Annotated in this window: 24 protein-coding genes and 1 riboswitch; of the genes, 12 read left to right on the top strand and 12 right to left on the bottom strand. The window is 70.9% G+C overall.

Annotation, left to right across the window (positions count from 1 at the left end; genetic code table 11):
* Positions 1-142: 142 nt before the first annotated feature.
* From BN159_RS24115 to thrC, 3 genes are all read right to left on the bottom strand, one after another.
* Positions 143-346 carry a cold-shock protein gene (locus tag BN159_RS24115; protein WP_004986573.1) on the bottom strand — a complete coding sequence of 68 codons (204 nt, stop codon included), beginning with the start codon at positions 344-346 and terminating at the stop codon, positions 143-145.
* 430 nt (positions 347-776) lie between these two features.
* Positions 777-1,052: a MoaD/ThiS family protein gene (locus tag BN159_RS24110; RefSeq protein WP_015659606.1), complete on the bottom strand. Its 276-nt coding sequence runs from the start codon at positions 1,050-1,052 to the stop codon at positions 777-779.
* A 110-nt stretch (positions 1,053-1,162) separates the two neighbouring features.
* A complete protein-coding gene (thrC, locus tag BN159_RS24105) occupies positions 1,163-2,446 on the bottom strand; it encodes a threonine synthase (protein WP_015659605.1) in 1,284 nt (427 codons plus the stop codon).
* A gap of 18 nt (positions 2,447-2,464) precedes the next feature.
* A riboswitch (SAM riboswitch) is annotated at positions 2,465-2,604 on the bottom strand.
* Between the two features lie 162 nt (positions 2,605-2,766).
* Here thrC and BN159_RS24100 point away from each other — a divergent pair.
* Together BN159_RS24100 and BN159_RS24095 are read left to right on the top strand one after the other, a co-directional pair.
* Positions 2,767-3,711, top strand: coding sequence for a glucosyl-3-phosphoglycerate synthase (locus BN159_RS24100; protein WP_015659604.1), 945 nt, complete (start codon positions 2,767-2,769; stop codon positions 3,709-3,711).
* A gap of 62 nt (positions 3,712-3,773) precedes the next feature.
* Positions 3,774-5,180 (top strand): alpha,alpha-trehalose-phosphate synthase (UDP-forming), encoded by a 1,407-nt coding sequence (locus BN159_RS24095; protein ID WP_015659603.1) that lies wholly within the window; start codon positions 3,774-3,776, stop codon positions 5,178-5,180.
* Positions 5,181-5,188: 8 nt separating this feature from the next.
* Here BN159_RS24095 and otsB read toward each other — a convergent pair whose 3' ends face one another.
* The 3 genes from otsB to BN159_RS24080 form a co-directional block, all read right to left on the bottom strand.
* Complete coding sequence (otsB, locus tag BN159_RS24090) at positions 5,189-6,037, bottom strand: trehalose-phosphatase (RefSeq protein ID WP_015659602.1); 849 nt, start codon at positions 6,035-6,037, stop codon at positions 5,189-5,191.
* A gap of 74 nt (positions 6,038-6,111) precedes the next feature.
* Complete coding sequence (locus tag BN159_RS24085; RefSeq protein ID WP_015659601.1) at positions 6,112-6,345, bottom strand: DUF3263 domain-containing protein; 234 nt, start codon at positions 6,343-6,345, stop codon at positions 6,112-6,114.
* A gap of 35 nt (positions 6,346-6,380) precedes the next feature.
* Complete coding sequence (locus tag BN159_RS24080; protein ID WP_078598869.1) at positions 6,381-7,649, bottom strand: extracellular solute-binding protein; 1,269 nt, start codon at positions 7,647-7,649, stop codon at positions 6,381-6,383.
* A 108-nt stretch (positions 7,650-7,757) separates the two neighbouring features.
* On the opposite strand from BN159_RS24080, the gene BN159_RS24075 reads away from it, so the two are divergent.
* From BN159_RS24075 to BN159_RS24065, 3 genes are all read left to right on the top strand, one after another.
* Positions 7,758-8,702, top strand: a complete 945-nt coding sequence (locus tag BN159_RS24075) for an ROK family protein (RefSeq protein WP_015659599.1) — start codon at positions 7,758-7,760, stop codon at positions 8,700-8,702.
* Positions 8,702-9,892: an N-acetylglucosamine-6-phosphate deacetylase gene (nagA, locus tag BN159_RS24070; RefSeq protein ID WP_015659598.1), complete on the top strand. Its 1,191-nt coding sequence runs from the start codon at positions 8,702-8,704 to the stop codon at positions 9,890-9,892. The genes BN159_RS24075 and nagA overlap by 1 nt, the downstream gene beginning before the upstream one ends.
* 115 nt (positions 9,893-10,007) lie before the next feature.
* Positions 10,008-10,940, top strand: coding sequence for a 1-phosphofructokinase family hexose kinase (locus tag BN159_RS24065; protein ID WP_015659597.1), 933 nt, complete (start codon positions 10,008-10,010; stop codon positions 10,938-10,940).
* Here BN159_RS24065 and BN159_RS24060 read toward each other — a convergent pair whose 3' ends face one another.
* Positions 10,941-11,885, bottom strand: a complete 945-nt coding sequence (locus tag BN159_RS24060; protein WP_015659596.1) for a carbohydrate-binding protein — start codon at positions 11,883-11,885, stop codon at positions 10,941-10,943. It abuts the gene before it with no gap.
* A gap of 117 nt (positions 11,886-12,002) precedes the next feature.
* Positions 12,003-13,652 (bottom strand): diguanylate cyclase CdgB, encoded by a 1,650-nt coding sequence (gene cdgB, locus BN159_RS24055; RefSeq protein ID WP_015659595.1) that lies wholly within the window; start codon positions 13,650-13,652, stop codon positions 12,003-12,005.
* Positions 13,653-13,967: 315 nt separating this feature from the next.
* On the opposite strand from cdgB, the gene BN159_RS24050 reads away from it, so the two are divergent.
* Positions 13,968-14,546, top strand: a complete 579-nt coding sequence (locus BN159_RS24050) for a flavin reductase family protein (RefSeq protein ID WP_015659594.1) — start codon at positions 13,968-13,970, stop codon at positions 14,544-14,546.
* Positions 14,547-14,594: 48 nt separating this feature from the next.
* Positions 14,595-15,068, top strand: coding sequence for a GNAT family N-acetyltransferase (locus BN159_RS24045; RefSeq protein WP_015659593.1), 474 nt, complete (start codon positions 14,595-14,597; stop codon positions 15,066-15,068).
* Positions 15,069-15,086: 18 nt separating this feature from the next.
* Here the strand turns inward: BN159_RS24045 and BN159_RS24040 are convergent, their stop codons facing one another.
* Both BN159_RS24040 and arfB read right to left on the bottom strand, forming a co-directional pair.
* A complete protein-coding gene (locus tag BN159_RS24040; protein WP_015659592.1) occupies positions 15,087-15,929 on the bottom strand; it encodes a sigma-70 family RNA polymerase sigma factor in 843 nt (280 codons plus the stop codon).
* A gap of 102 nt (positions 15,930-16,031) precedes the next feature.
* On the bottom strand, positions 16,032-16,469 hold the full coding sequence (gene arfB, locus BN159_RS24035) for an alternative ribosome rescue aminoacyl-tRNA hydrolase ArfB (protein WP_015659591.1): 438 nt from the start codon (positions 16,467-16,469) through the stop codon (positions 16,032-16,034).
* A gap of 176 nt (positions 16,470-16,645) precedes the next feature.
* On the opposite strand from arfB, the gene BN159_RS24030 reads away from it, so the two are divergent.
* The 3 genes from BN159_RS24030 (at position 16,646) to BN159_RS24020 (ending at position 20,010) form a co-directional block, all read left to right on the top strand.
* Complete coding sequence (locus BN159_RS24030) at positions 16,646-17,221, top strand: TerD family protein (RefSeq protein ID WP_015659590.1); 576 nt, start codon at positions 16,646-16,648, stop codon at positions 17,219-17,221.
* An 83-nt stretch (positions 17,222-17,304) separates the two neighbouring features.
* Positions 17,305-18,255, top strand: coding sequence for a bifunctional GNAT family N-acetyltransferase/NUDIX hydrolase (locus BN159_RS24025; protein ID WP_015659589.1), 951 nt, complete (start codon positions 17,305-17,307; stop codon positions 18,253-18,255).
* Positions 18,256-18,468: 213 nt separating this feature from the next.
* On the top strand, positions 18,469-20,010 hold the full coding sequence (locus BN159_RS24020) for a M4 family metallopeptidase (RefSeq protein WP_078599027.1): 1,542 nt from the start codon (positions 18,469-18,471) through the stop codon (positions 20,008-20,010).
* 27 nt (positions 20,011-20,037) lie between these two features.
* Here the strand turns inward: BN159_RS24020 and BN159_RS24015 are convergent, their stop codons facing one another.
* Positions 20,038-21,429 carry a M1 family metallopeptidase gene (locus BN159_RS24015; protein WP_051113541.1) on the bottom strand — a complete coding sequence of 464 codons (1,392 nt, stop codon included), beginning with the start codon at positions 21,427-21,429 and terminating at the stop codon, positions 20,038-20,040.
* 7 nt (positions 21,430-21,436) lie between these two features.
* On the opposite strand from BN159_RS24015, the gene BN159_RS24010 reads away from it, so the two are divergent.
* Positions 21,437-21,937: a hypothetical protein gene (locus BN159_RS24010; protein ID WP_041821798.1), complete on the top strand. Its 501-nt coding sequence runs from the start codon at positions 21,437-21,439 to the stop codon at positions 21,935-21,937.
* 3 nt (positions 21,938-21,940) lie between these two features.
* On the opposite strand, the gene BN159_RS24005 is transcribed toward BN159_RS24010, so the two are convergent.
* The gene (locus tag BN159_RS24005) at positions 21,941-22,624 is read right to left on the bottom strand and encodes a pentapeptide repeat-containing protein (RefSeq protein ID WP_015659585.1); all 684 of its coding nucleotides are present in this window, start codon (positions 22,622-22,624) and stop codon (positions 21,941-21,943) included.
* Between the two features lie 131 nt (positions 22,625-22,755).
* Here BN159_RS24005 and BN159_RS24000 point away from each other — a divergent pair, with 131 nt between their 5' ends.
* Positions 22,756-23,916 carry an NAD(P)-binding protein gene (locus tag BN159_RS24000; RefSeq protein ID WP_015659584.1) on the top strand — a complete coding sequence of 387 codons (1,161 nt, stop codon included), beginning with the start codon at positions 22,756-22,758 and terminating at the stop codon, positions 23,914-23,916.
* Positions 23,917-23,988: the final 72 nt, after the last annotated feature.

Genomic DNA, 23,988 nt, shown 5'->3' with positions numbered 1-23,988 from the left:
GCGAGTGCAAGCGGCTCTCGGGGATCGGGCGCGCGCCATGGGGCCCCCGGGCACGCGGAAGGGCTCGCACCGAGGGGGGTTGGGTCCCCTTGGTGCGAGCCCTTCAGCAGAAGACGTCGCTTGCGGTTCGTTGGTCGCGCGTTCAGGCAGTGACGCGAACCATGTCGGCCTGCGGGCCTTTCTGGCCCTGCGAGATCTCGAACTCGACCCGCTGGCCCTCTTCCAGGGTGCGGTACCCGTCCATCTGGATCGCGCTGTAGTGGACGAAAACATCCGCACCACCGTCGACCGCGATGAAGCCGTACCCCTTCTCCGCGTTGAACCACTTGACGGTGCCCTGAGCCATGCCTAACTCCCCTATTACTGGCCCTTGCACAGATCCACACTTCGCGGATCCGGGTCAGACCTCACCCCCCACGGTTTGGGGGCGTGCGCCGGAACGCGTCGACCGCGGCTGAATGTATCTGTCCAACTGCCGTCTGCAACAGGTCAATCGGACGAGAATTCTGGACGTGTCCGGTCCGGAATGTAGTGAGAATTCGCCCGAATTCAGGGCAAGTCGGGCCCCACATAAGGCGTAGAAGGCGCAAAAGGCACGCACACTTTGGCTACTTCTTGTCGCATGAGGAGCCGGTACTCATATGCTTCCGGCATACGGGGAGAAGCGCGTTCCCCAACTCTACAGGGCTCAACCATGCAGAATTGCCCCCTCCGTTTGTCTTACGGAGAGGGCAATTCTGTGAACTCTCGGTGACGCACCTTACCGAAGGTAACGATCAGCCGCCGGCGACGGCCGGAATGATGGAAACGCCGGCCCCGTCGGGCGTCGCCGTCTCCAGCCCCTGCTCGAACCGGACGTCATCGTCATTGACGTAGACATTGACGAACCGCCGCAGCTTGCCCTGGTCGTCGAGAACCCGGGCGGCGATACCCGTGTGGTTCTTCTCCAGGTCAGCGATGACCTCGGCGAGAGTGCCGCCTTCGGCGGCGACCTCGGCGGCACCACCGGTGTAGGTGCGCAGGATGGTGGGGATGCGGACGGTGACGCTCACAGTGAAAACCTCCGGAAGGGAAACGAACCTAGGGGCACGGGGCTGTGTTCGATTTGCGGCTACCGCCGCGTGGGCGCGACCGGCCCCCACCGGCCCGCAGACGACGACGGCTAAACGAGCCCGGCCTCGCGGAACGAATCCAGGCTAGGACGAATCGTGGCCGTGAGCCCCGTGCCGGCCACCGCGTCAAGGGTCTTGAGCCCATCGCCCGTGTTCAGGACGACGGTCGTCTTCGTGGGGTCGAGGACGCCGTTCTCGATGAGCTTCTTCGTGACGCCCACCGTCACACCACCGGCGGTCTCCGCGAAGATGCCCTCGGTCCGGGCGAGGAGCTTGATCGCGTCGACGACCTGCTCGTCCGTCACGTCCTCCACCGCACCACCCGTACGACGGGCGATGTCCAGGACGTACGGCCCGTCCGCCGGGTTGCCGATGGCCAGCGACTTGGCGATGGTGTTCGGCTTCTGCGGGCGGACGACGTCGTGGCCCTCCTTGAAGGCCACCGACACCGGCGAGCACCCCTCGGCCTGCGCACCGAAGATCTTGTACGGCTTGTCCTCGACGAGCCCGAGCTTGATCAGCTCCTGGAGCCCCTTGTCGATCTTCGTGAGCTGCGAGCCGGAGGCGATCGGCACGACCAGCTGGTCGGGGAGCTGCCAGCCGAGCTGCTCGCAGATCTCGTACGCCAGGGTCTTGGACCCCTCCGCGTAGTACGGCCGCAGGTTGACGTTGACGAAGCCCCAGCCCTCGCCGGCCGGGTCGCCGATCAGCTCGGAGCAGAAGCGGTTCACATCGTCGTAGTTGCCCTCGATGCCGACGAGCTCACCGCCGTAGACCGCGGCCATGACGACCTTGCCCTGCTCCAGGTCGTGCGGGATGAACACGCAGGAGCGGAAGCCCGCGCGGGCGGCGGCGGCGCCGACGGCACCGGCCAGGTTGCCCGTGGAGGAGCAGGAGAGCGTGGTGAAGCCGAAGGCGCGCGCGGCCTCGATCGCCTGGGCGACGACCCGGTCCTTGAAGGAGTGCGTCGGGTTGCCGGAGTCGTCCTTCACATACAAACCGCCGGTCACGCCGAGCTCGCGGGCCAGGTTGTCGGCCTTGACGAGCTGGGTCCAGCCGGGGTTGATGTTGGGCTTGTCGGCCACGTCCGCGGGGACGGGCAGCAGCGGCGCGTACCGCCAGATGTTCGCGGGACCCGCTTCGATGCGCTTACGGAGTTCCTCGGTGTCGTAGGCCGAGAAGTCGTAGGCGATCTCCAGCGGGCCGAAACACTCCTCGCACGCGAAGACCGGGCCGAGAGGCACGCGGTGACCGCATTCGCGGCAGCTCAGGGCGGCGGCGGGACCCAGGTCGATGGTGGGATTTCCGGTGTTTGCGACAGTCTGCACAGCCATGTGAGGCGAGGCCCTTTCTCCTCATCTTCCTCACGACGCATCTCGCCGTGAGACGGATTTGGCACCTTCCCTAGCCGGGAGCCTCGCGTGAACGAGAGCCGACTGGAGGGTTGCCGGGGCTTCATCGGGCCGTATCCCTCTGCCCCTCTGGATGAGCGGTATGAAGTTGTGAACGTCGGGCCATCCCGGACATGCGATGGTCATCCGCGTTGTTCAAGACTGTAACCGACGACCTGGACAGTTGAGATAGTCGTCCGAACCGCGAGACGACAGTATCCATAGCCGCTTCCAGCGGCGGGCACGCAGAGGAGCCGCGCACTGTGCTGAACGAAGTCGAGCGCTGGCTGACCACCCGCTCCTGGTCGGTGACCGACCGACCGCTCCACCAGATCCTGGCGGCCAAGCAGCGCACCGGCCAGACGGTCTCCGTCGTGCTGCCCGCGCTCAACGAGGAGGAGACGGTCGGGGACATCGTCGCGGTGATCCGGCACGACCTGATGCAGCAGGTGCCGCTGGTCGACGAGATCGTGGTCGTCGACTCCGGTTCCACCGACCGGACCTCCGAGGTCGCCGCCGCGGCCGGGGCGACGGTGGTGCACCGGGACGCGATCCTGCCGCGGATCCCTGCGGTGCCCGGCAAGGGCGAGGTGCTGTGGCGCTCGCTGCTGGTCACCCGGGGCGACATCGTCTGTTTCATCGACGCGGACCTGAAGGAGTTCTCCTCGGACTTCGTCTCCGGCATCGTCGGCCCGCTGCTCACCGACCCCGGGGTGGACCTGGTCAAGGCGATGTACGACCGTCCGCTCGGCGGGGCGGCCGGGCAGGGCGGCCGGGTCACCGAGCTGATGGCCCGCCCGCTGCTGAACATGCACTGGCCGCAGCTGGCCGGGTTCGTCCAGCCGCTCGGCGGGGAGTACGCGGCCCGCCGCTCCCTGCTGGAACAGCTCCCCTTCCCGGTCGGCTACGGCGTGGAGCTCGGCATGCTGATCGACGCGCTGCACCTGGTGGGCCTGGACGCGCTGGCCCAGGTGGACGTGGGGGTGCGCAAGCACCGGCACCAGGACGGGCAGGCGCTCGGCCGGATGTCCGCCGCGATCTACCGCACGGCCCAGCTCCGGCTGGCCCGCGGGCATCTGGTCCGCCCCGCGCTGACCCAGTTCGAGCGCGGCGAGGACGGTTTCGAGCCGCGGACGTACTCGGTGGACACCGAGGAGCGGCCGCCGATGGCGGAGATCTCGGAGTACGCCTCCCGCAAGGTGGCGTAAGCCACGTCCCGTCCGGCCGCTCGTACGTTTGAGCGTTTACGGCACGGGCTAAGTTGGAGCACATGGCTTCCACCTACGGTGCCGCCCAGGTGTTGGTCGCGTCGAACCGCGGCCCCGTCTCCTACGAGGTCGAGGAGGACGGTTCGCTGCGCGCCAAGCGCGGGGGCGGCGGACTGGTCTCGGGTCTCTCGGCAATCGGCCCGGACGCCGGCGCCCTGTGGGTCTGCTCGGCGCTCTCCGACGGCGACCGCGAGGCGGTACGGCGCGGGGTCGGCGAGGACGGCGTGCGGATGCTGCCGATTCCGGCCGAGGTGCACGCGGACGCGTACAACGGCGTCGCCAACTCCGTGCTGTGGTTCGTGCACCACATGCTGTACCAGACGCCGCTGGAGCCGGTGTTCGACGCGGGTTTCCGGCGGCAGTGGGAGAACTACGTCCGCTACAACCGGGCCTTCGCCGAGGCGCTGGCCGACGAGGCGGCCGAGGGTGCGGCGGTCCTGGTGCAGGACTACCACCTGACGCTGGTGCCGGGCCTGCTCCGCAAGCTCCGCCCCGATCTGCGCATCGGCCACTTCTCGCACACCCCGTGGGCCCCGGTGGACTACTTCCGCCTGCTGCCCGACCAGGTGGCGCGCGAGGTGCTGGAGGGCATGCTCGGCGCCGACCGGCTCGGCTTCCTCACCCGGCGCTGGGCGGACGCGTTCACCGCCTGCTGCACCGAGCTGACGGACGGGCTCGGGGACACCGAGGTCGGCGTGCACGGCCTCGGGGCCGACGCCGAGTTCCTGCGCGCCCGCTCGCACGAGGCGGACGTCGAGGAGCGGATCACCGGGCTGCGGGCGGAGATCGGGACCGGGCCCTCCGGGGCGGCCCGGAAGACGATCGTCCGGGTCGACCGGACCGAGCTGTCGAAGAACATCGTGCGCGGACTGCTGGCGTACCGGCAGCTCCTCGACGACCGTCCCGAGTGGCGCGAGCGGGTCGTGCACGTGGCCTTCGCCTACCCCTCCCGGCAGGACCTCGCCGTCTACCGGGACTACACGGCCGAGGTCCAGCGGCTCGCCGACGAGATCAACTCCCAGTACGGGACGCCTGGTTGGACCCCGGTCGTGCTGCACGTCAAGGACGACTTCGCGCGGTCCCTGGCCGCGTACCGGCTCGCCGACGTGGCCCTGGTCAACCCGGTCCGGGACGGGATGAACCTGGTCGCCAAGGAGGTGCCGGTCGTCTCCGACGAGGGGTGCGCGCTGGTGCTGTCCCGGGAGGCGGGGGCGTACGAGGAGCTGGGCGAGGACGCGCTCGTGGTGAACCCCTACGACGTGCTGGAGACCGCGAACGCCCTGCACGAGGCGCTCACCATGGCCCCCGACGAGCGGGCGGAGCGCACCAAGCGCCTGTCGGCGGCGGCGACGGCCCTCCCGCCGTCCCAGTGGTTCCTGGACCAGCTGAGGGCACTGACCGGCGCCTGACCCCGCCGCTACAGCCGGTCCGCCAGCGCGCTGAGCAGGCCCGCCACGCCCTGTGGGCCCCCCACCACCACATCCGACTTCTCGGCCAGTTCCGGGACCTCGTCGCTGCCGCTGCACACCAGCAGGCCGGGGGTGCCGTCCAGGCGGAGCTTCTCCACGGCCGCGTAGGCGGGGAGGTCGCCGAGGTCGTCACCGGCGTAGAGGACCGAGCCGGCGTCGATCTCGCGGATGTAGTCCAGCAGGGCGACGCCCTTGTCCATGCCGGGCGGGCGCAGCTCAAGGACCATGCGTCCCGGTTCGACGATCAGGCCGTGGCGGGCGGCGAGTTCGCCGAGCGGTGCCCGCAGCGCCTCGAACGCGGCCTGCGGATCGGCGGCGCGCCTGGTGTGCACGGCGACCGCCCGGCCCTTCTCCTCGATCCAGGTGCCGTGCCAGGCGCCGACGCCGTCGAGGACGCCGGGCAGCTCGGCGCGGACCGCGGCGACCCCGGGGTCGGGCGCGGGCGCGGAGACCGTGCCGGTGACGGCGTCCCAGCGCTCGGCGCCGTAGTGGCCGAGGACGACGAGGTGCTCCAGGCCGGGGACACCGGCGAATCCGCCGTAGCGGACCGCGACGCCGGCCGGGCGTCCGGTGACCACCGCGACGGCGGCCACCTTCGGCGCGAGCGCGGCGAGCGCGGGCACCGCGTCCGGGTGGGCGCGGGCCTGCTCGGGGTCCGGGACGATCGGTGCGAGCGTCCCGTCGAAGTCGAGCGCGATCACCGCGCGCGCGGGGTCGGCGAGAATCGCGTCGAGTCCGGCCCGCCCGGCGGGGGTGGCAGGGTCCGGCAAGGGGGTCGAGTCCGTGTGGCTGCCCATACGACGGACCTTATCCAGCTACAGCCCCGCCGGTCAGCAGGGCGGGAAAGCTGCGCCCGCGGGTTGGCCGGGCGTCATCTCTCCGCCCTCCGGGACTCGCGTATCCGGCGCAGTCTGTTCACTGTCACCGGGTCGTGGGCGAGGGCCCGCTGGTCGTCGAGGAGGGCGTTGAGGAGCTGGTAGTAGCGGACGGGGGCCAGGCCCAGCTCCTCGCGTATCGCCCGCTCCTTCGCTCCGGGGCCCGGGAAGCCGCGGCGCTCCAGGGCCAGGACGGCCTGTTCCCCGGGGTTCAGCGGTTCCTGTTCCATGCGAGCACCGTAGCTCCCGGCACTGACAGTCGGGGCTACTCCGCGCTCTCCTCGGTCGCCGCCGTCGCCTGGAGCTCGCGCAGCACCGTGGCCGGGTCACCGCCGTACGAGACCGCCCGGCCGATCTTCTGCTTGATCGCCGCGTTGACCGCGGCCCAGGAGGTGCGGCCCACCGGATAGAGCTCGGAGGTGGGGAGCGCGTCCAGGAAGGGCTTCAGGTCCGCGTCCTCCTTCGCCACGCTCATGGTGTCCCAGACCGGACTCGTCACGGGCAGCAGGTCGTACTCGCGGGAGAAGGCGAGCACGTTCTCGTCGTCGTAGACGAAGTCCAGGAAGTCGCCGATCTCCTCGGCGTGGCCGTTCTGCTTGAACGCCATCATCCAGTCGGCGACGCCCATGGAGATCCGGCTCGGCCCCTCGATGCCCGGCATCGGCACCATGCCGAACTTCACGCCCTTCGCGGCGGCCGCCTTCATCAGCGTGGGGTGCCCGTTGAGCATGCCGACGTCGCCGTCGGTGAACGCCTCGAAGGCGTCCGCGCGGTTGAGCGACTTGGGCGCGACCGGCCCGACGAGGTCCTCGCCGACCAGCTCGGACTTCAGCCAGTCGAACGTCTCGACGTTCTCGTCGGAGTCCAGGACGTAGGTGCCCGTGTTGGGGTCGGTGTAGCCGCCCCGGCCGCTGAGCAGCCACTGCATGGTCTCGGCCTGCGCCTCCTCGGGACCGAGCGGCAGGGCGTAGGGGAACTTCACCCCGTTCGCCTTCAGCGCCTCGGCGGCCGCGACCAGTTCCTGCCAGGTCTGCGGGGCCTCGAAGCCGGCCTCGGCGAAGAGGGACTTGTTGTAGAAGAGCAGCCGCGTGGAGGAGGCGAAGGGCAGCCCGTACTGCGCCCCGTTCACCGCGCCCGCGGCGGCGAGCTGCGGGAGGAAGTCGGCCTGGGTGGTGATGGAGAGCAGCTCGCTGGCGGAGTACAGCTTGTCCGCCTTCGCGTAGTCGGCGTATGCCCCGATCTGCGCCAGGTCGGGCGCCTCACCCGCGTCGACCAGCTCCTTGACCTTGCGGTCGACGTCGGTCCAGGAGTAGACGCTGACCTCGACGGTGACGTCCGGGTGGTCCTTCTCGTACTCCTCGACCAGGGAGTTCCAGTACTTCTCGGAGCTGTTCGCCGCGCTGTCGCCGTAGTCCGCGGCGACGAGTCGCAGCGTGACCTCGTCCGATCCCCCGGTCAGCCCGCAGCCGCCCAGGACCGCTGTCATGCCCAGTGCGGACACCACCGCAATCGTTCCCGTCCTACGCCGCCGCATAAATCCCAGCCCCATTGACCCGTCGCGAAAATTTTCGAAGCAAACCATAAGGTCTACACCACGTAGTGGACTAGACCTCTCACAGGTATAAGGGTCACACTGTCCCCCGTGAGACATGTCATCGCCCTCGACGTGGGCGGCACCGGTATGAAGGCCGCCCTGGTCGGGGCGGACGGCGCGCTGCTGCACCAGGCCCGACGGCCGACCGGACGCGAGCGCGGCCCCGACGCGGTCGTCGCGAACATCCTCGACTTCGCCGCCGAGCTGAGCGCCCACGGCACGAAGACCCTGGGCGAACCCGCCGCCGCGGCCGGCGTCGCCGTCCCCGGCATCGTCGACGAGGCGGCCGGCATCGCCGCCTACTCCGCCAACCTGGGCTGGCGCGACGTACCCCTGCGCGAGCTGATCCGCACCGAGCTGGGCATCCCGGCCGCCCTCGGCCACGACGTGCGCACCGGCGGCCTCGCCGAGGGCCGGGTCGGCGCGGGCAAGGGCGCGGACCGGTTCCTGTTCGTGGCGCTGGGCACCGGCATCGCGGGCGCGATCGGGGTGGACGGCCGGGTGGAGGCCGGGGCGCACGGTTTCGCGGGCGAGATCGGCCATGTCGTCGTACGCCCCGGCGGCCCGCCCTGCCCCTGCGGCCAGCGCGGCTGCCTGGAGCGGCTGGCGTCCGCGGCGGCGGTCAGCGAGGCGTGGGCGGCGGCGAGCGGCGACCCTTCGGCGGACGCCGCGGACTGCGCGAAGGCCGTCACGTCCGGCGACCCGAACGCCGTACGAGTCTGGCAGCACGCCATCGACGCCCTCGCCGACGGCCTGGTCACGGCCCTCACCCTGCTGGACCCGCGCACCCTGATCATCGGTGGCGGCCTCGCCGAGGCGGGGGAAACCTTGTTCACACCACTGCGGGACGCCGTCCGGCAGAGGGTCACGTTCCAGAAGCTGCCGACGATCGTTCCGGCGGTGCTGGGGGACGCGGCGGGCTGTCTGGGAGCGGGCCTACTGGCCTGGGACCTGCTGACCACTACAACTCGGATCCAGGAGGAAACGACCTGATGGCAACTCCCTCAGGGGCGCGGGGAACTGCGCGACCAGCCCCCACCGGCCCGCAGACGGTCCTCAAGGGCGCTCGCGTAGCACTTCCCACAGGAGTCGTGGACGAAGGCCAAGTGGTCTTCGAGGGCGACCGCATCATCGCGAGCGCTCACGAGAACGCCCAGGTCATCGACGTAACCGGCCACTACGTAGTACCCGGCTTCGTGGACATCCACAACCACGGCGGCGGCGGAGCCTCCTTCACCTCGGGCACCGTCGACGAAGTACTCCGCGGCATCGACACCCACCGCCGGCACGGCACGACAACCCTCGTCGCCTCCACCGTCACCGGCGACATGGACTTCCTCGCCCAGCGCGCCGGCCTGCTCTCCGAACTCGCCGAACAGGGCGACATCGCCGGGATCCACTTCGAGGGCCCGTTCATCTCCCCCTGCCGCAAGGGCGCGCACTCCGAGGAGCTGCTGCGCGACCCCGACCCCGCCGACGTCCGCAAGCTGATCGACGCCGCCCGCGGCCAGGCCCGGATGGTCACGCTGGCCACCGAACTCCCCGGCGGCATCGACTCCGTACGGCTGCTCGCCGAACACGGCGTCATCGCGGCGATCGGGCACACGGACGCGACGTACGAGCAGACCGTCGAGGCGATCGACGCGGGCGCCACCGTGGCGACGCACCTGTTCAACGCGATGCCCACGCTCGGCCACCGCGCCCCGGGACCGATCGCGGCGCTGCTGGAGGACGACCGGATCACCGTCGAGCTGATCAACGACGGCACCCATCTGCACCCCGCCTCCCTCCAGCTGGCGTTCCATCACGCGGGCGCCGAGAGGGTCGCGTTCATCACCGACGCGATGGACGCGGCCGGCTTCGGTGACGGCCGCTACATGCTCGGCCCGCTGGAGGTCGAGGTCGCCGACGGCGTCGCCCGCCTGGTGGAGGGCGGCTCGATCGCGGGCTCCACCCTCACCCTGGACCGCGCCTTCAAGCGCGCGGTGACCATCGACGGGCTGTCCGTCTCGGACGCGGTGACGGCCCTGTCCGCCAACCCGGCCCGGCTGTTGGGGATGTCCGACACGATCGGTTCCCTGGAGCCCGGCAAGTACGCCGACCTGGTGCTTCTGGACTCCGCCTTCGACCTCAAGGGCGTGCTGCGCCGGGGGGAATGGGTGGTCGATCCCCAACTGGGCTGATCCGTCCGGCCATAGCGCGACGGCGGCCGATCCCAGGGCTGGGACGGCCGCCGTCTGTTTGGCATGATCAGGACCGGAAGAGAAGGCACCACTTTTCGGGGGGAGGTCGGTCCAGGTGATCCTCACGGTCACGCTGAACACCGCTCTCGACATCACCTATCGCGTACGGGCGCTCAGCCCGCACGCCTCCCACCGGGTCTCCGAGGTCCTCGAACGCCCCGGCGGCAAGGGCCTGAACGTGGCCCGGGTCCTGGCAGCCCTCGGCCACGAGGTGACCACCACCGGCTTCGCGGGCGGCGCCACGGGCCGGGTCGTACGCGATCTGCTCACCGCCACCGACGGGGTGCGGGACGCCCTCGTCCCGCTCGGCACCGGCGCCACCCGCCGCACGATCGCGGTCGTCGACGACCTCACCGGCGACACGACCCAGCTCAACGAACCGGGCCCGCTGGTCACCCCCACCGAGTGGGCCGCCTTCCAGGAGTCCTACGCCGCCCTGCTCCCGTCCGCCGACGCGGTCGCCCTGTGCGGCAGCCTCCCGCCGGGTGTCCCGGTGGGCGCGTACGCCGGGCTGGTCCGCGCGGCACGCACCGCGGGCGTCCCCGTCCTGCTGGACACCAGCGGCGAACCCCTGCGCCGCGCCATCGCGGCCCGCCCCGACCTCGTCAAGCCCAACGCCGACGAGCTGGCCGAACTCACGGGCTCCCACGAGCCGTTGCGGGCCACCCAGGACGCGCGCCGGCGCGGGGCGCACACGGTGGTCGCCTCCCTGGGCGCCGAGGGCCTGCTGGCGCACACCCCGGAGGGCCGCTGGCGCGCCGCCCCGCCCCGCACCCTGCGCGGCAACCCGACCGGCGCCGGCGACGCGGCGGTCGCGGGCCTGCTGTCGGGCCTGATCGAAAACCTGCCCTGGCCGGCCCGCCTGGCCCGCGCGGCAGCCCTGTCGGCGGCGAGCGTCCTGGCGCCGGTGGCGGGGGAGTTCGACCGGCGGGTGTACGAGGAGCTGCTGGGGCGGGTGGCGGTGACGGGGGAGGTCAGCGCGGCCTGACTACTCCTTGACCTGGCCTGCCTTGATCCACAGCTGGTCGAGCAGGACATCGCACTTGTCGCCGTTGGCGCAGGAGATCGCGATGGTGTTGGTGCCCTTGTTGAGGGTCGGCCACGCGTAAGTGGTCGTCCAGCCCTTGGCGAAGTCGCCCTCCGGGGCACGCGCGTAGTTCTCCAGGCTGAGCTTGCTGCCGAACTCCTTGCCGTTGACGGTGAGCGTCATCGACTGGTCCTTGCCTGGGACGCTGAAGCGCGTGAACACCGTGTAGGCGCCGTCCTCGGGAATGCCGTCCACCGTCCAGGTGACCGAGCTGCCGACCGCGTTGAGGCCGCCGACGTACACGCCCCCGCTCGACTGGGCACCCTGGATGTCCGTGGCCAGCGCGGCCGTACCGCCGAGCCGCAGCGCCTTCGCGTCCGCCGCCGGGAGCTCCTTCTCCTCCTCGTCGGCGCTGCTGTCCTGCGAAGGCGTCGGATCCTTTTTCTCGCCCTGGGTCGGCGTCGAGCCGGCCTGGTCGTCCTTGTCGCCCTTGCCGTCGTCGCCGCCCGCCATCGCCACGGCGATGCCGATCACGACCGCCGCGACCACCGCGATGGCCCCGATCAGCAGCCCCTTGGTGTTGGGCCCGCGCCCACGGCCGTTGCCACCGCCGTACGCCGGAGCCTGCTGGGTGGACGGAGCGCCGCCCGGGAGGGTCTCCGGAGCCGCGTAGTGGGCGCTCGGCTGGCCGTAGGTGCCCTGCTGCTGCGGCACCTGGCCGTAGGCCGCCGTCGGCGCCTGCTGGCCGTACTGCCGCTGACCGACCGAGCGCACCCGGTTCACCGAGTTCGGGTAGCCGTAGCCCCCGGACGGCGGCTGGGCGCCATTGGCCTGCCCGTCGGCGTAGAGGTAGCCGAACGGGTCGTCGTCCTCGGGCGTATTGGCGCCGTTGTTGCCGGACGTCATCCCTTGGTCTCCTCACCAGGTGCGGGCGGATTCGGTACGTGTGACGAAGGGCGAGCCTACCCGCTCTGGCACGCCCGAACGGGTGACTCGGACCGCATCAGCTCGCTGACCTGGGGATCAACCCGCACGTCTGTGCTGTTTGGGACGAGATCGTTTCTCTACGTACATCCGCTCGTCGGCCGACTTCAGCACCTCGTCCGCGGTCATGCCGCAGTGCGCCCACCCGATGCCGAAACTGGCGCCCACCCGCATGGCCCGTCCGTCGACCCGGATCGGCTGGATGATCTCGTTGCGCAGCCGTACGGCGAGGTCCTGGGCGTCGGCCCGGCCGAGCCCGTCGGCCAGCACCACGAACTCGTCGCCGCCGAGCCGGGCCACCGTGTCGCCGTCCCGGACGCCCCGGGTGAGCCGGCGGGCCACCTCGATGAGGACCGCGTCGCCCGCGTTGTGCCCGAACCGGTCGTTGATCGACTTGAAGCCGTCGAGGTCGCAGAAGAGCACCGCGAGCCCCTTGGTGCCGTCGTCACGCTCACTCTCAGGGGCGACGGTGTGCACATGGTGGTCGTAGCCGTCGAGGCTGTCGGTGCCGGGGCGAAAGTCGAAGCCGTGGCCGTTGACGTCGTAGGCGGGGTGGCCGTAGGCCGCGTCCAGGGACTCCAGGGCGCCGGCGGTGGGGCGCGTACAGAGCCGGGAGGAGAGCCGGGCGCGCAGCTCGGCGGAGTTCGGCAGACCGGTCAGGGAGTCGTGGGAGGCGCGGTGGGCGAGCTGGAGCTCACGCCGCTTGCGCTCCTCTATGTCCTCGACGTGGGTGAGGAGAAAACGGGGGCCGTCGGCGGCGTCGGCGACCACGCTGTTACGCAGGGACACCCAGACGTAGGTGCCGTCCCGGCGGCCGAGCCTGAGCTCCGCGCGGCCGCCCTCCGCCGACGTCCGCAGCAGGGTGCCGATGTCCTCGGGGTGGACGAGGTCGGAGAAGGAGTAGCGGCGCATCGCGGAGGCGGGGCGGCCGAGCAGTCGGCACAGGGCGTCGTTGGTGCGCAGGATGCGGCCGTGCTGGTCGCCGCCCATCTCGGCGATTGCCATACCGGAGGGGGCGTACTCGAAGGCCTGCCTGAAGCTCTCCTCGCTGGCCCGCAGCGCCTGCTGCTCGCGCTCCAGGCGGACCAGGGCGCGCTGCATGTTGGCGCGCAGGCGGGCGTTGCTGATCGCGATGGCGGCCTGGAACGCGTACATCTGGAGGGCCTCGCGCCCCCACGCGCCCGGCAGCCGGCCGTTGCGCGGCCGGTCCACGGACAGGACGCCGATCAGCTCGCCGCTCCCGCCGCCGTGCACGCCCGGCGTGTACATGGGGGCGAAGAGGCGGTCCGACGGGTGCCACTCGTCCTCGAAGCGGGGCGCGGGACCGTCGGTGTACCACTGCGGGACGTCGTCGTCGTCGAGGACCCAGCCCTCGGTGTGCGGGATGAATCTGAGGTCGCCCCAGGCCTCGCCCATGCTCAGCCGGCGCTCCCAGGACTCGCGCGAGCCGGTCCGGCCGGTGATCAACGCCTCCGCGGCGGGGTTGCCGGCGAGCGCGGCGACGACGAGGTCGCCGTCCTGCCGGACCAGGTTGACGGCGGCCAGCTCGTAGCCGAGGCCGGTGACGACGCCGTCGGCGACGGTCTGAAGCGTGTCCGCCAGGCTGCGCGCGGTGTTCATGTCCGCCATGACCTGGTGCAGTTGCCGCAGAGTCGCAAGACGGACGTACGGCTCCGACTCGGTCTCCATGCTCGCCCTCCCCCCGAGACCTCGCAGCGAATCAAGGGTTCTCATCGGCGTATCGATTGCGTCAGCTTCCCCGCCACTGAATCACAGCGCGCTGCTCACTCGGTACACAGGGTCAACAATTATCGGCCCTTGTGACTCAAGTCACAGCTAAAGATGAACAATTGAGTGGGATTTCTGTGTTTCTCCTATGCGTTTACTGAACGCAAAGTTTCGATGTCCGCAGATGTGACGGCAACGCTCCGTCGAAGGTCCTAGGACCGTACTCGGCCCCGGGCCCGATGCGACCCCCACGCACCGGAGATTAGCGTTTCCGGCGTGCCGAAGACTCCCTCCGCCCCGCCCGCCCCGATCACCGCCCCGCCTCGCGCCGGGCATGCTGAGGGGGTGAGCAACGACGAGTTCCGTGCCGCCATGTCCCGGCTGGCCGCGGGCGTGGTCCTGGTGACCGCCTTCGAACCCCCGCTCGCCCCGGACGGCCCCAAGGGCGAGGACGTGGGCATGACGGCGACGGCGTTCCTGTCGGTCTCCCTGGACCCGCCCCTGGTGCTGGTCAGCCTGCGCAACGGCGCACGCATGGACGACCTGCTCGACGAGCAGCCCCTGTGGGCGGTCTCGGTGCTGTCCGAGAGCCAGCGGCACATCGCCGGCCGCTTCGCCATGAAGGGCCGCATCAGCGACCGCCTCCTCTTCGAGGACATCCCGTACGTCCGCGGCGAGGCGACCGGCGCCGCGCTGGTGGGCGGCGCGCTGGCGCAGTTGGAGTGCCGGACCGAGCAGCGCATGGTGGCGGGCGACCACACGCTGGTCGTCGGCCGTGTCCTGACGGCGAGGGTGCCGAGCGCGGAGGGCGGTCCACTGATGTATTTCCGCGGTCGCTATCGCCAATTGGGCTGAGCGGGAATTCAAGTGACGGACGGTGAACTCGCCTCCTAGGGTGCGCGCATGACGATCACCGCCACTGGCCCCCGCCTCGAAACGCTGACGCCGAAAAATATCGAGGCCGCGCTCGGCATCCGGATACGCCCGGACCAGGAACACGCGGTCGAGCCGGTGGCGCACTCGCTCGCCGAGGCCTACGTGTGGCCCGGGGTCGCCTGGCCGCGCCTGATCGTCGACGACGGCCGTCCGGTCGGCTTCCTGATGGCCTTCCTCGACATCGACTGGCACGGCGACGGCACCGTCCACCGCTCCGGCCTGTGGCGCCTCAACATCGCGGCGGACGAACAGGGCCGCGGCTACGGCCGCTTCGCGGTCGAGTCGGTCGCGGCGGAACTCCGCACCCGGGGCACGAAGGAGCTGTACGTCACCTGGCATCCGGGCCCGGACGGCCCCGAGGGCTTCTACCTGGGCCTCGGCTTCGAGCCGAACGGGGAGACGAGCGGGGGCCAGACGGTGGGGGTCCTGAAGCTCTCCTAGGCATCTCCTGGGACTCTCCTAAACGAGTCGCACGTCCAGTGAAGCCAGTCGCCCCGGGTCCGTGATGATGTCGACGACAGCGATCCGGTCCCGTACGACGGTGAAGCCCAGGACCCGGTCCAGTCGCCCGTCGACCAGCGTCGCGAGGCCCGGACGGCCGTCGACGAGAGCGGGCCGGGAGAGCCGGGCGAGAGCCGCGAACCCGGACGCGCCCTTGGCCACGGCGAGGGCGCCGGTGGTGATCCCGGCCTCGGTGCGAGCCACGACGTCCGGATCGAGGACCTCGACCAGCGCGTCGAAGTCGCCCTCCCGCGCGGCGGCCAGGAAGGCGTCCACGACCGCCCGCTGCCGCGCCGGATCGCCGCCCGCCGGTTCCGCCCCGCGCACCCGGCGCCGGGCCCGGCTGGCGAGCTGCCGCGCGGCGGCGGGGGTACGGCCGACCACGGCCGCGATCTCCTCGAAGGACACCCCGAACAGGTCGTGCAGCACGAACGCCAGCCGCTCGGCGGGCGTCAGGGCCTCCAGCACCACCAGCAGGGCGACGCCCACCGAGTCGGCGAGCAGCGCGTCCTGCTCGGGTCCCGCGGTGTCGGCGGGCTCCGGCCCTACGGCGTCCAGCGGCCGCTCGGCGCGTGAGCCACGGGAACGCAGCAGGTCGAGGCAGACCCGGCCGACGACGGTGGTCAGCCAGCCGCCGAGGTTGTCGATCCCGGCAGCCCCGGACCGGCTGAGCCGGAACCAGGCCTCCTGCACGGCGTCCTCGGCCTCGGCGGAGGAGCCGAGCATGCGATGAGCCACGGCACGCAGATGGGGCCGGTGCGCCTCGAAGCGCTCGGCGAGGAAGTCGTCGTCGGTGGTCATCAGGTCCGTCACGCCCTCTCGCGGTGACCGCGGTGGTCACTCCACTGGCATGACGGAGGGGAGGAGAAGGATGTGACAGCTGACAGCTGACAGCGAGCGGTTCTAGCCCCAGTCCTGCCCGGTCCGCCCCCGCTTGGTCTGCGAGCGCTGCTTCTTCTCCCGGAGGCGGCGCTCGTTGATGCCGCGCGGGATGCGGGTCGGCTTGCGGGGCTTCGGCGGCGGCGCGGTGGCCTCCGCCAGGAGCGAGGCGAGTCGTACGGCCGCGGTCTCGCGGTTGCGCCACTGGGAGCGGTGCTCGGAGGCCCGTACGGTGACGACGCCGTCGACGAGACGTCCCGCGAGCCGCTCCAGGGCCCGCTGCTTCCACACCTCGGGCAGCGCCTCGGTACGGGCGAGGTCGAAGCGGAGTTCGACCTGCGAGTCACTGGTGTTGACGTGCTGTCCGCCGGGCCCGGAGGAACGCGAGAAACGCCACATGAGCTCGGCCTCGGGAAGGGAGACGGAGCCGCGGATGACGTGAGGACCGGACATGCCGTCCATGTTCCCCGCTCTGTCCGGTCCACGTCACCCCAATATTGCGGTGAGCCGTTCGAATGGTGCTTGGTAAAGAAAGTAAAGACACCTGGAACCTTCGCCACCCCTCTCCGCGTTCTTAGGGGTAGCTGTAGCTTCAAGGCCGTACTGCCGTACGCAAACGAGGGAAGGGACTCCCAACAATGGCTGTAAGCCTGTCCAAGGGTGGCAACGTCTCGCTCACCAAGGAGGCTCCGGGCCTGACCGCCGTCACCGTGGGCCTCGGCTGGGACGTCCGCACCACCACCGGCACGGACTTCGACCTCGACGCCTCCGCGATCGCGGTCAACACGCAGGGCAAGGTCTACTCCGACGCCCACTTCGTGTTCTTCAACAACAAGCAGACCCCGGACCAGACCATCGTCCACACCGGCGACAACCGCACGGGCGAGGGCGCGGGCGACGACGAGGCGATCAACGTCAACCTGGCGGGCCTCCCCGCCGACATCGAGAAGATCGTCTTCCCGGTCTCGATCTACGAGGCCGAGGGCCGCTCGCAGAACTTCGGCCAGGTCCGCAACGCCTACATCCGCATCCTCAACCAGGCCGGCGGCGCCGAGATCGCCCGCTACGACCTCTCCGAGGACGCGGCCACCGAGACGGCCATGGTCTTCGGCGAGCTCTACCGCAACGGCGCCGAGTGGAAGTTCCGCGCCGTCGGCCAGGGCTACGCCTCGGGCCTGGTGGGCATCGCGCAGGACTTCGGCGTCAACGTCTGATCGGCGTCCGATCGCGGACACCGACGCACCCGAACCCCCGGCTCCGGCCGGGGGTTCGGTCGTAGGGCAGTACCCTCCCCGGCATGCTGATCGAGCCCCTGCCCCTCACCGCCGACCACGACATCCCCGCCCCCCTGCTGACCGAGCTCACCGCTCTCTACGCCGCCAACCGTGAATTCCACGCTCTCAGCGGGGACTTCCCGGATCCGGACGACGTACGGCCGGAGCAGGTGGCGGCGGCGCTGGCGGATGAGTTGGCGCGTCCGGACGCCGAGGTGTTGCTCGCCCGGAGCGAGGGGCGGCTCGTCGGGGTCGTGATCACCCTCGCCCGGCACCCCGACCCGGCCGATCCGGATCCGTGGATCGGGCTGCTCATGGTGGACGCGAGCGTGCAGGGGCGGGGGTTCGGGCGGCGGATCGCGCAGGCCGTGGAGGAGCGGTTCCGCGCGGCCGGGCGGACCGCCGTACGGCTCGCCGTGCTCGCCGACAACCCCAAGGGTCTCGCCTTCTGGACCGCGCTCGGATACGAGGTCATCGACGAGCGCGAGGACCGGGGCATGGGCCGCCTCTGCTCGGTCCTGCGCAAGCCGCTGCGCATCCCGCGCCGCGCCGCCCGGGTGGTCGTGGTCGACCCGGAGGGTGCGGTCCTCCTGTTCCGGTACGACAACGTCGAGGTCGGTGTCCACTGGGCGCCGCCCGGCGGCGGTCTCGAGTCCGGCGAGGTCCCGCGCGAGTGCGCCCTGCGTGAGCTGCGCGAGGAGACCGGCTGGACGGATCTGGAGCCGGGGCCGCTGCTGTGCACCTGGGAGCACGACTTCACCCACGCCGTGGGCCCCGTCCACCAGCACGAGCACATCTACGTCACCCACGGCCCGCGCCGCGAACCGACCGGCCCCCAACTCGCCGCCGCCCACGCCGAGGACGGCATCCTCACCTGGCGCTGGTGGACCCGCGAGGAGTTGGCCGCCGAACCGGAACCGGTCTGGCCGCCCGATCTCGCCCGGCTTCTGACGAAGTGGGAGACGTCCGCATAACGGATCGTCAGAATCGGGTTTCGGATACGAAGCCGTAAAATCTTGACCGCACCCTGTCAAACAGGGTGGTTCAAGTGTCACCCTCTCCTGGCTCGCCGCAACTCTGTGCCCCACCTGTGCCCCAACCATGAGGCCAGCGACGAAGGAGACCGAGTGAGTCAGCACACCCGTAAGACGGCCCCCCGCGCCATCGCCCTGATCGGGTCGGCCGCGATGGTCGTGCTCGCGCTGGGGAACAACCCGGCCGGCGCGGCACCCGAACCCGGCGCCACGACCCTCCCCCTCAGCGCCTCCGCGCGGGCCGCCGCCATCAAGTCGGCTCAGGCGGATGCCGGTTCGACCGCCCGTGAACTCGGGCTCGGCGCGCAGGAGAAGCTCGTCGTCCGGGACGTCGTCAAGGACGCGAACGGCACGGTCCACACCCGCTATGAGCGGACGTACGCCGGACTGCCCGTCCTCGGCGGCGACCTGGTCACGCATGTCACCAAGGCCGGCGACCTCAAGAGCGTCAGCAAGGCGACCAAGGCCCGGATAGCCGTGGCGTCCACCGACGCCGCGATATCCGCCGCCACCGCGAAGAAGTCCGCCCTCAAGACGGCTGCCGAGGGCACCGCCACGACCCCCCGCAAGGTCGTCTGGGCCGCCGACGGCAAGCCGGTCCTGGCCTACGAGACCGTCGTCAAGGGCGTCCAGCACGACGGCACCCCGAGCGAACTGCACATCGTCACCGACGCCGCCACCGGCAAGCGCCTGCATTCCTTCGAGGCCATCGAGACCGGCTCGGGCACCAGCCAGTACAGCGGCACGGTCCCGCTCGGCACCACCGCCGCCTCCGGCGGCTACGACCTGACCGACGCCGGCCGCGGCGGCCACAAGACGTACGACCTGAACGGCGCCACCAACGGCACCGGCACCCTCTTCCACGACGCGGACGACGTCTGGGGCGACGGCACCCCGACGAACCGTCAGACCGCGGCCGTGGACGCGCACTACGGCGCCGCCGTGACCTGGGACTTCTACAAGAACGAGCTGGGCCGCAACGGCATCCGCGGCGACGGCGCGGCCGCCTACTCGCGCGTCCACTACGGCAACGCCTACGTCAACGCCTTCTGGTCGGACCAGTGCTTCTGCATGACGTACGGCGATGGCGCGGGCAACCTCAAGCCGCTGACCTCGCTCGACGTCGCCGGCCACGAGATGACCCACGGTCTGACCTCGGCCACCGCGGGCCTGCGCTACAGCCGGGAGTCCGGCGGCCTGAACGAGGCCACCTCCGACATCCTCGGCACCTCGGTGGAGTTCTTCGCGAACAACTCCTCCGACACCGGCGACTACCTCATCGGCGAGAAGATCGACATCCGCGGCAACGGCACCCCGCTGCGTTACATGGACAAGCCCAGCAAGGACGGCAACTCCGCCGACTACTGGTCCCGCACGGTCGCCCGCCTCGATGTGCACTACTCCTCGGGCGTCGCCAACCACTTCTTCTACCTGCTCAGCGAAGGCAGCGGCGCGAAGACCATCAACGGGGTCTCCTACGACTCCCCGACCTACGACGGTTCCACGCTCACCGGCATCGGCCGCACCAAGGCCTATCTGATCTGGTACCGGGCGCTGACGACGTACATGACCTCCTCCACCAACTACGCGGGCGCCCGCACCGCGACGCTCCAAGCGGCGGCCGACCTGTACGGCTCGGGAGGCGCGGAGTACAACGCGGTGGCGGCGGCCTGGAAGGCGGTCAACGTCAACTGACCCCGTCCTCGCTCCGAAGCCGGACCGTCACGGGCGGTCCGGCTTGCCCTCGCCGTACAGCCAGTCCTCCCAGACGGCGTCGAAGTCCTCGTCCGGGGCGTGCCGTTCGACGTAGCGCGTGAAGTCGTCGGTGTCCGCGTTGCCGTGGCGGTGGGCGGCCGTCCAGCCCTGGACGAGGTCGTAGAACGCCTCGTCGCCGACCGTCTCGCGGATCCGGTGGACGACCATGGCGCCGCGGTCGTAGACCGGCCGGTCGGAGATGTCCGCGGCGCCGGGCGGCTCGGCGGGCGGGAAGGCCCACAGGTCGGTGTCGTCGGAGTCGTACAGCGCCTCGAAGGTCTCCTCGGCGCTGTCGCCGCCCTGGTCCTCCTCCCACAGCCACTCGGCGTAGGTGGCGAAGCCCTCGTTGAGCCACATGTCCCGCCAGGTGCGGGGCGTCACGGAGTTGCCGAACCACTGGTGGGCCAGCTCGTGGACGAGCAGCTCGGTTTCGGGGGCGCCGGGGAAGACGGGCCGGTTCTGGGTCTCCAGCGCGTAGTCGGAGGCTTCCGCACGGGCGATGATCATGCCGGTGGAGGAGAAGGGGTACGGGCCGAAGTTGTACTCCGCCCACTCCAGTGCGCCGCGCAGCTCGTCAGCGACCTCCGGTACATCGGGGTCGACGGCCGTGTACACCGGCACGTCCCCGGCCGTGCCCCGGCGGATGTCGTACTCCCCGATCGCGAGCGTGGCGACGTAACTCGCCATCGGCTCGGTGACGCGCCAGTCGTAGGTCGTACGGCCCTCGGCGGTGCGCTCGCCGGTCAGCTCCCCGTTGGAGACGGCCTCGACGCCCTTGGGGACGGTGATCGTGATGGCGTACGACGCCTTGTCGGCGGGGTGGTGGTTACCGGGGAACCAGGCCATGGAGCCGGTGGGCTCGCCGAGGGCGAGGGCGCCGTCGGGGGTGCGCAGCCAGCCCTCCTGGGAGCCGTCCGGGTCGGTGATCGTCTTCGGGGTGCCGGAGTAGCGGACCCGGACGGCGAAGGTCTCGCCGTCGTCGAGGCCCTCGGACGGGCGGACCGTCAGCTCGTGGCCGTCGCGGTCCCAGTCGGCGCTCTCGCCCTCGACGGTGACGCCGTCGACGGTGAGCCCCTTCAGGTCCAGGTTGAAGGAGGAGAGGTCCTGGGTGGCGCGGGCGGTGACGGTCGCCGTGCCGGAGAGGCGGCGGGTGTCGGGCTCGTAGTCGAGGACCAGGGCGTAGTGGCTGACGTCGTAGCCGCCGTTGCCGGCCTTCGGGAAGTACGGGTCGCCCAGGCCGGGGGCGCCGGGGGAGCCGTCCGCCCCACCTCCGCAGGCCGTCAGCAGGAGCAGGGCGGGAACCAGGCGTAGCCGCACGAACCGGGACACGACCGTGATCCTACGAGGCCGTGACACCATCACCTACGTGCTCGACATCGGTTATGCCCTCTCCAACCGCTTCCCGGACCCGCCGCAGACGGACTACCGCCGCGCGGACGTCCGCGCGCTGCGGCACGACCTGTTCTGCGGTGATGTCTATCTCGCGGACACCAAGGCGGACCGGGAGCTGTCCACAGCCTGGGGATGGGTGCCGGTGCTGGACTTCGCGTGGGCGCTGTGCGACATCGTGGAGCGCATCGACCAGGACCCGGCGGGTTCCCGGGCCTCCCGCCCGCAGCGGGCGGAACTGGACTTCACCGAGTCCACCGACCGGATGCTCTTCGAGCGCCGCTTCGGCTGGGTCGACGTGGAGTCGGACTGGATGCCCGCGGAGGAGGCCCCGCTGACCTTCTCGCACGCCGAACTCAGGCGCGAGGCACGGGACTTCCTGCACGACCTGATCGCCGACCTGTGCGATCTGCACGAGGACCTGGCGGAGAACCCGGCGATCTGGACCCTCCAGGCCCGCTTCCCCCGCCTGCCCTGAGCCTCACTCCACCCGGATTCCCAAGGCGGCCGCCAACACCGGCGCCAGATCCAGCAGTTGCCCCGTGCTGATCACCGCCCCCGCCAGCCGGTCCACGCCCCGCGCGATCTCCACGGACGCCGCCTCCCTGAGGTCCACGTCCGTCAGAGTCGCCCCTGCGAGGTCCGCACCCTTCAGCACGCACCCCGGGAACGAGACCCGCTCCAGCCCGGCGCCGCCGAAGTCCGGCTCCACCAGGACACAGTTCTCGAAGACCACGTCTCTCAGGCGGGCCGCGCGCAGGTTCAGGTAGTCGATCTTGCCGCCGCGGATCAGGACCCGCTCCAGGGCGGCGCCGTGCAGCTGGACCCCGCCGAGGCGGGCGTCGAGCAGCTCCACGTCCCGCAGCGTCGCCTCCGCCAGGTCCGTACCGACCCCGCGCGGGGCGCTGAGCACCGAGTCCAGGAAGCGGGCGCGGGTGAGCCGCGTCTCGTCCAGCACGCACGCGTTGAGCGCGCAGTCCATGAAGCGCGCCCCGCCCCCGTCCTGCCCCGCGAGATCCGCCTCCCGGAACTCCAGACCGTCGTAGTCGCCGTCCGGCTCCAGCTCCCCCTCGGTGAACTCCGCCAGCGCCGGCAGCCGCACCTCGGGGCGCCGGGCCGCCTTCACCCTCGTACCACTGCCACCCGTACTCGCCATGACCCCCATGCTGCACCCCACCACTGACAATGACCCTGACCTGGGAAAACCTGGGCGATGTCACATTTGGAGGCGGTCGCCGCGTCGTACTTGCAGAAAGGCCACCGAGCAGAAGGCCACCCGAGCAGAGGGAGACCCCTATGCACCGCATCACCGTCATCGGCGGCGGCTTCGCCGGACTCGCCGCGGCCATCACCGCCGCCGAATCGGGCGCCCACGTCACCGTCTACGAGGCCCACCACACCCTGGGCGGACGGGCGCGGACCGCCGAGGGGCCGTACCGCACCAACGAGGGACCGCACGCCCTCTACAACGGCGGCCCGCACTGGTCCTGGCTCAAGCAGCGCGGTCTCATCGGGCCGCTCGCCCAGCTCCCGCCCCTGGAGGCCGCCCGGCTGCGGCTGCGGCACCACGGCGTGCTGCGCCGCACCCCGCCCTTCGGCATGCTCAAGCTGCTGCGCCGCGGTCTGCCCCAGGCGCCGGTCGACGTCGACTTCCTGACCTGGGCGACCGATATCGCGGGCGAGGAGGGCGCCCGAGCGGCGGCCCATTACTCCGCCGTCGCCCTCTTCCACCACGATCCGGGGTCACTGTCCGCCGCCTTCGTGCAGGAGCGGCTGCGGCGGGCCACCAAGCTGCCTCCGGAGGCGCACTACCCGCGCGGTGGCTGGGGCAGTGTCATCGGGCGGATGGCCGACCACGCCTGGAACCTCGGGGTCCGGATGGAGACCCTGTCCCGTGTCGACACCCTGCCGACCGACGCCCCGGTCGTCGTCGCCACCTCGCTGGACGCCGCCCGGCGGCTGCTCAAGGACGACAGCCTGACCTGGACGAGCGGCCGTACGGCACTGATCGACCTCGCCGTACGCACCCGGCGCGGGGACGCATTCGCCGTGTCCGACCTGGACCGCACGGGGTGGATCGAGCGGTTCACGGCGCAGGACCGGACGCTCGCGCCGGCCGGTGAGTCGTTGATCCAGGGGCAGATCCCGCTCGGCCCGGACGAGTCGAAGGCGGCCGGGACCGCCCGTGCCGAAGAGCTGCTGGACCTCGCCTTCGAGGGCTGGCGGGACCGGGTCACCTGGCGGCGGGAGGCCCTCGCGAACGGCCGTACCGGCGCCGTGGACCTGCCGGGCACGAGCTGGCGGGACCGGCCGGCCATCGACCGCGGTAACGGCGTCTACCTCGCGGGCGACCAGGTGGCCGCGCCGGGCGTGCTCTCCGAGGTGTCCTTCAACAGCGCCCTCACCGCGGTGTCGCTGGCGCTCGGCCAGAAGACCCTTGACCTCAAGCATGCTTGAGGTTGAAGAGTTGGGGACCTGAGACAGCCGTACGTCGCCTGGCGACAGGCGCACGCACCTCGATGGGGGTCC

It is taken from the genome of Streptomyces davaonensis JCM 4913 (genome assembly GCF_000349325.1).
In the GTDB taxonomy this organism is placed as follows: Bacteria; Actinomycetota; Actinomycetes; order Streptomycetales; family Streptomycetaceae; genus Streptomyces; species Streptomyces davaonensis.
The sequence above is the reverse complement of the archived record's forward strand: the minus strand, read 5'-3'. Positions and strand labels throughout refer to the sequence as shown.